Raw genomic sequence first — 5,752 nt, 5'->3', positions numbered from 1 at the left:
GGGGAGATGGGGGGAAAATAATTTAACTAAATTATCTCTTCAACTCTTCTTACCTCCTCACCTCCCTACCTCTCCATCTCCTAACCTCCCTACCTCCTTACCTCCCCACATCTTCTTCCCTCAAAAATCTCCCGTCTTAGTTTTGAACCTGTAAGCAAAGCTGGAAGTCTAAATAGGCTGAAACTCACCTAAAATTTTCACTTCTGGTTGCAGAGATAAGGACCAATGACGCTCTACTTGATGTTGTACATAGTGAATCAATTGGAAAATATCGTTTGCTGTAGCTCCACCACAGTTAAGGATAAAGTTAGCATGACGTTCCGCAACTGTCGCACCGCCAATCCGATAGCCTTTCAAACCAGTTTGTTCAATCAACCAACCAGCTTTATGAGGGTTGGGATTGCGGAAAACGCTACCGCAGCTAGGTTTGTTATAAGGTTGTGTACTATGACGCTGTTTTAAGTGTTGAGCAGTGGTAGCAATTACTTTAGCTGGATCGGCACCAGGTTTCAATTGAAAGGTAGCTTGAGTCACCAAGCGTTTGTCCCCTTGTAATAGGGAGGTACGGTAGTTGTATCCTAATTTCTCTGGGGTAAGAATTTCTAGAGAGCCTTTGGGAGAAAGGACATGAGCATCAACCAAAATATCTGCCATGCAACCATTGTGAGCGCCTGCGTTCATGACTACAGAACCACCGACTGAACCAGGAATGCCCACAGCCCATTCTAGTCCTGACCAACCTAATTCAGCGGCTCTCCAAGCTAGACGGACTAAGGGTTCACCTGCTGCTGCTGTTACTTGTGCAGTTTCTTGATCGAAGTAAGCGTAGCGCAGATGGCGCGTGCAGATGACTAGACCGGACAAACCGCGATCGCTAATCAGTAAATTCGAGCCTGCTCCTAAAAGAGTAATTGGTAAATCGTTATTTAATGCCCATTCAAAGCTAGCTTCTAATTCATTTAAATGCTTAGGAGCAACCAACCATTCGGCAGGCCCACCTACCCGAAAAGAAGTAAAACTAGCCAACGAAACTTGAGACTTTACTAAACACTCCGTACCAGGCAAACAAATTTTCTCAGTTTTCATATTATCTGTTTTCCGCCGCTGACCCTGGAATCTGGCGACATTCAGGCCGTTAACGAGGTCTTTTGAGACAGTCATAGCTCCTCACATAAGCTTGTATACCGGAAGGCAAAGAAAATTTTTGTGGCTCAAGCTTAGGCTCTGTGGCGATATTCTTGAGGCATTCCTTGAGCAGTTTGTTCATAACAAGCCACTACTTCGGGAATAATTTGATTCAGGTTTCCTGCACCTAAAAAGATTGCCAGATCGCCAGGCTGAAGATTTTCCGTCAGAAAGCGAGAAACTGCCTTTAAGGAAGGTTGGTAGACTACTTCGGGATGGTGCGCCGCTATTTCTTCGGCGACTCTTTCACCGCTAATATCATTTAATTTGGCTTCTCCAGCACTGTAAATATCGGTGACAACTACCAAGTCAGCACTAGAAAAACATTGACCAAATTCGGTTAAGAAGGTTTGGGTGCGACTGTAACGGTGAGGTTGAAAAATCGCTACAACTCGGTTTTGGGGAAAATCTAATCCATTAGCTTGAATCCGTGCTGCTGCTAGAGTGACGTTGATTTCGCTGGGGTGATGAGCGTAGTCATCAATAAAGCGAATGCCGTTGACTTCGCCACGTTTTTCAAAGCGGCGACTGGCTCCTGAAAATGTGGCTAGAGCAGTAGCTATCACCTCAAATTCCAAACCCAGGTAACGACCTAATGCCACTACCGCTAACGCATTGCTCAGATTATGCTCTCCCAACAATTGCAAGTTCAACTGTCCCAGGATATGACCTCGTTCCCAAACTCTCGCAGTTGTCCCCTCGGCTTGGTAAACTACACTATCAACGGTGTAATCTGCACCTATTTCTGGTTTTAGGCTATAGCTAATTGCTGGTTTGAGGTGTTCTTTTACTGTTGAGCAATCTATGCAGCCGATCGTAATTTGACAGCGCCGAGCAAATACCTGAAACGTATCGATCACCTCGGCTAAATTTTCATAATGATCTGGATGATCTAATTCAATATTGGTAATGATGCCAATTTCCGAGGAGAGTTTCACCAACGAACCATCTGATTCATCAGCTTCAGCGACTAGATATTTGCCTTTACCTAGACGTGCATTACCTCCCCAAGCTGTTACTTCTCCCCCAACTACAATTGTTGGGTCTAAACCAGCTTCTAGCAATAAATATCCAGCCATACTGCTAGTAGTGGTTTTGCCATGAGTACCAGCTACCGCAATACTGCGATAATCCTGAATTAAGGCTGCCAATAAATCCGATCGATGGAGAATTGGACAACCCAAATCTAATGCGGCTCGATATTCAGTATTAGCCGGATTAATCGCCGTAGAACAAACAACTTGTGGTAATACTGACTCTGGTAATGTCGCTGCCCTGTAAGTTGCGCCATTCTTGGCTGTTTCGCCATATTTAACAAATTTTGAGCCATTACTAACTGAGTTAGGTCTGGCACTGAAAAATTCTAAATTACTGGCTTGTTGTTCAGCAAATATATGAGCGCCGATTGCTTGTAAACGCTCAGTAATATGACTAGAACGAATATCTGAGCCAGAAACGGGCAATTTGCGCTGGGCTATCACATAAGCAAGTGCTGACATACCAATTCCACCGATGCCGATGAAGTGAAATGGTCTGCCGCTAAAATCTACTGAAGTTAGCATCGTAGCTCCTTACACACCACATAAAAACCACACACCACAGATAACAGGCGTTATCATAGCAGGAAATATTTTTTCAGGATACAGATGAAAGTAGGATTTATCAGGTAAGATTGCACAGTTTTTCATAAACTGAGCTTTTTAGATATTATGATGTTATACAACTATAAACTTTGAGATTGTTTGTAATCTATTGTCTAGTCCCTGGCTATTTCTCTTTTGTATTCAGGAAAATTACGCCACAGCGAGTTAACTTTGGTCTGGACAAAGTAGAGAAAGTTGCTCAGGAGCTAGTGAAAAATTAATGTTTGGGTATGCAAAAATTAGCGATTTTCGGGGGTACGTTCGATCCCATTCACTGGGGACATCTGTTGATTGCCCAAACAGCTCTCGATCAGTTGAGATTAGATCGGGTAATCTGGGTAATCGATCGCTCTCCCCCCCACAAACAATTCTCTACTCAACTAGATTGGGAGCATCGTTGGGAAATGGTGCAATTGGCGATCGTCGATCGTCCAGCCTTTATCCTCTCTCCCATCACAACCCATTTCCCCGCACATTCTTACGCCATTGATACCCTAAATCACCTGCAAGCAGTTTATCCCCAAACTAATTGGCATTGGATCGTCGGTCAAGATGCTTTTGCCACTTTACCACGCTGGTATCGTCGGCAAGAATTGATCCCCGAATGTCATTGGTTAGTCGCACCTCGTCCAAATGTTAGTAACATTGAGCTGGAGTTACTTGGTAAAACAGTAGTCGAGCAACTAACCACTCAATCTATACCCATTCGCTGGCAAGTTTTGTCAGTGCCACCTGTAGCTATCTCATCTAGTTTAATTCGCCAGTACTGCCAAGAGCAGCGATCCATCCGTTGCCTAGTTCCCGAAGCAGTCAGAACTTATATCCAGAATCACCAATTCTATCAGTCCCTAGTGTCCAGTCCCTAGTCCCCAAAACCAAAGTTTTCCCACTCAAATACCAGAGAGCAATTTACATAAGATTTCCTCCGATCCCAAATAGCTCAAGAGCATTCTATTGGTACACCCTTTACGATATGATGTGGTTCAATACTTGGGTTTTATCATTACAGTAGACAGAGGGCAAGACGCAGTGATAAGAGTAGCGATCAACGGTTTTGGACGTATCGGACGTAATTTCTTGCGTTGCTGGGCAGGAAGAGAAAACAGTCATTTTGAGGTAGTCGCAATCAATGACACCTCCGATCCGAAAACAAACGCACACCTGCTGAAATATGACACGATGCTAGGAACGTTTGGTGCGGATGTCAGTGCCGATGATAATTCGATAATTCTCAATGGCAAGACGATTAAATGTGTATCCGATCGTAATCCAGAAAACTTGCCCTGGAAGGAATGGGATATCGATCTAATCATTGAATCTACTGGTGTATTCACCAGCAGAGAGGGAGCAACCAAACATTTAAACGCTGGTGCGAAAAAGGTTTTGATTACTGCCCCAGGCAAAAATGATGATGGTACTTTTGTGGTTGGGGTAAACGATCAAGACTATACCCATGATAAGCACGTAATTATTAGTAATGCTAGCTGTACTACTAACTGCTTATCTCCAGTGGCTAAGGTGATTCATGAGACTTTTGGCATTATCAAGGGTACAATGACCACTACCCACAGCTATACCGGGGATCAGCGTCTTTTGGATGCTTCTCACCGGGATGTGCGTCGGGCAAGAGCAGCAGCAATGAATATTGTACCTACATCTACTGGTGCTGCTAAGGCTGTGGCTTTAGTATTGCCAGAATTGAAGGGTAAACTTAATGGTATCGCTTTGCGCGTTCCTACCCCCAACGTTTCTGTAGTGGACTTGGTGGTAATCGTTGAGAAAGAGACTTTTGCAGAAGAAGTTAACCAATCTCTTAAAGAAGCTGCTGAAGGCTCATTGAAGGGTATTCTCGAATATAGCGATTTAGAGTTGGTGTCTTCTGACTATAAAGGTCATGATGCTTCTTCGATCGTTGATGCTAGCCTAACTATGGTTATGGGTGGCAACATGGTGAAAGTGGTTGCTTGGTATGACAACGAGTGGGGTTATTCTCAACGGGTTGTCGATTTGGCAGAATTGGTTGGTAAGAAGTGGGTTAAGTAATTTTCGATTTTAGATTTGGGATTTTCGATTGAGTTAATATCGATTTCTCGAATCTAACGATGTAAAATTTTCTCAAGTAGGGAGGGCTTTAGTCTTCTCTACTTAATTTTTTTCCCATCTAGCTCCTCGACTAATCCAAGAATTTGGAGAGCGGTGTACTAAAATATAAGATATTCTTCACAATTGCTGAGTTTGATTCAGTAATATAAGACCCTGCTTACAGTCTCAGTTTAAGTCAAAATTTACGAGCTAAACTCATGAGTCACCATACAGATGCTTCGCCGCGCCTTCATCCGACTCGCATTGACATTCCTGCGGAAGTGCGATCGCAAATAGCGGAAATCCTCAATCAGAGTCTTGCTTCTACTTTGGATCTGAAAACTCAAGTGAAGCAAGCACACTGGAATGTTAAAGGTATGGATTTCTATCAGTTGCATGAGTTGTTCGATGAAATGGCAACTGAGTTAGAAGAATTTATCGATTTGATTGCGGAACGGATCACAGCTTTAGGCGGTGTAGCTTTGGGTACGGCGCGGATTGCTGCGGAACGTTCTACTTTGCCAGAGTATCCCATAGATATTTTAGATGGCAAATCTCATGTTACGGCTTTGGCAGAACGCTATGCTCCTTATGCTAAGTTGGTTCGGGATGCGATCGATAAAACTGGCAGTTTGGGTGATGCTGACACTGCCGATCTTTACACGGAAGTTTCCCGTGCGATCGATAAACGTTTGTGGTTCTTAGAAGCACATTTGCAAGCATAGTAAGAAAGACAGAAGGCAGAGGGCTCCAAGGCAGAAGGCTCCAAGGAAAGAAAGGCAGAAGGTTATATTTTCTCCCCATCCCGTTGTTCCCTTGTCCCCCCATCTCCCCATCTCCCC

5 protein-coding genes are annotated in these 5,752 nt (G+C 43.8%); 3 read left to right on the top strand and 2 right to left on the bottom strand.

The window, feature by feature from the left end; genetic code table 11:
• Positions 1 to 168 precede the first annotated feature (168 nt).
• Together murB and murC are read right to left on the bottom strand one after the other, a co-directional pair.
• Complete coding sequence (gene murB, locus IQ264_RS31240; protein WP_228061952.1) at positions 169 to 1,086, bottom strand: UDP-N-acetylmuramate dehydrogenase; 918 nt, start codon at positions 1,084 to 1,086, stop codon at positions 169 to 171.
• Positions 1,087 to 1,217: 131 nt separating this feature from the next.
• Entirely contained in the window at positions 1,218 to 2,747 is a 1,530-nt protein-coding gene (gene murC, locus IQ264_RS31235; RefSeq protein WP_193986400.1) for a UDP-N-acetylmuramate--L-alanine ligase, read from the bottom strand.
• Between the two features lie 311 nt (positions 2,748 to 3,058).
• Here murC and nadD point away from each other — a divergent pair, with 311 nt between their 5' ends.
• From nadD to dps, 3 genes are all read left to right on the top strand, one after another.
• On the top strand, positions 3,059 to 3,694 hold the full coding sequence (gene nadD / locus IQ264_RS31230; protein ID WP_193986397.1) for a nicotinate (nicotinamide) nucleotide adenylyltransferase: 636 nt from the start codon (positions 3,059 to 3,061) through the stop codon (positions 3,692 to 3,694).
• A 163-nt stretch (positions 3,695 to 3,857) separates the two neighbouring features.
• Positions 3,858 to 4,871, top strand: a complete 1,014-nt coding sequence (locus IQ264_RS31225; protein WP_193986405.1) for a type I glyceraldehyde-3-phosphate dehydrogenase — start codon at positions 3,858 to 3,860, stop codon at positions 4,869 to 4,871.
• A gap of 257 nt (positions 4,872 to 5,128) precedes the next feature.
• A complete protein-coding gene (gene dps, locus IQ264_RS31220; protein ID WP_193986395.1) occupies positions 5,129 to 5,635 on the top strand; it encodes a DNA starvation/stationary phase protection protein Dps in 507 nt (168 codons plus the stop codon).
• Positions 5,636 to 5,752 lie beyond the last annotated feature (117 nt).

This window comes from [Phormidium] sp. LEGE 05292, from assembly GCF_015207735.1.
In the GTDB taxonomy this organism is placed as follows: Bacteria; Cyanobacteriota; Cyanobacteriia; order Cyanobacteriales; family Aerosakkonemataceae; genus Floridanema.
This window is presented reverse-complemented; position numbering and strand designations above follow the sequence as displayed.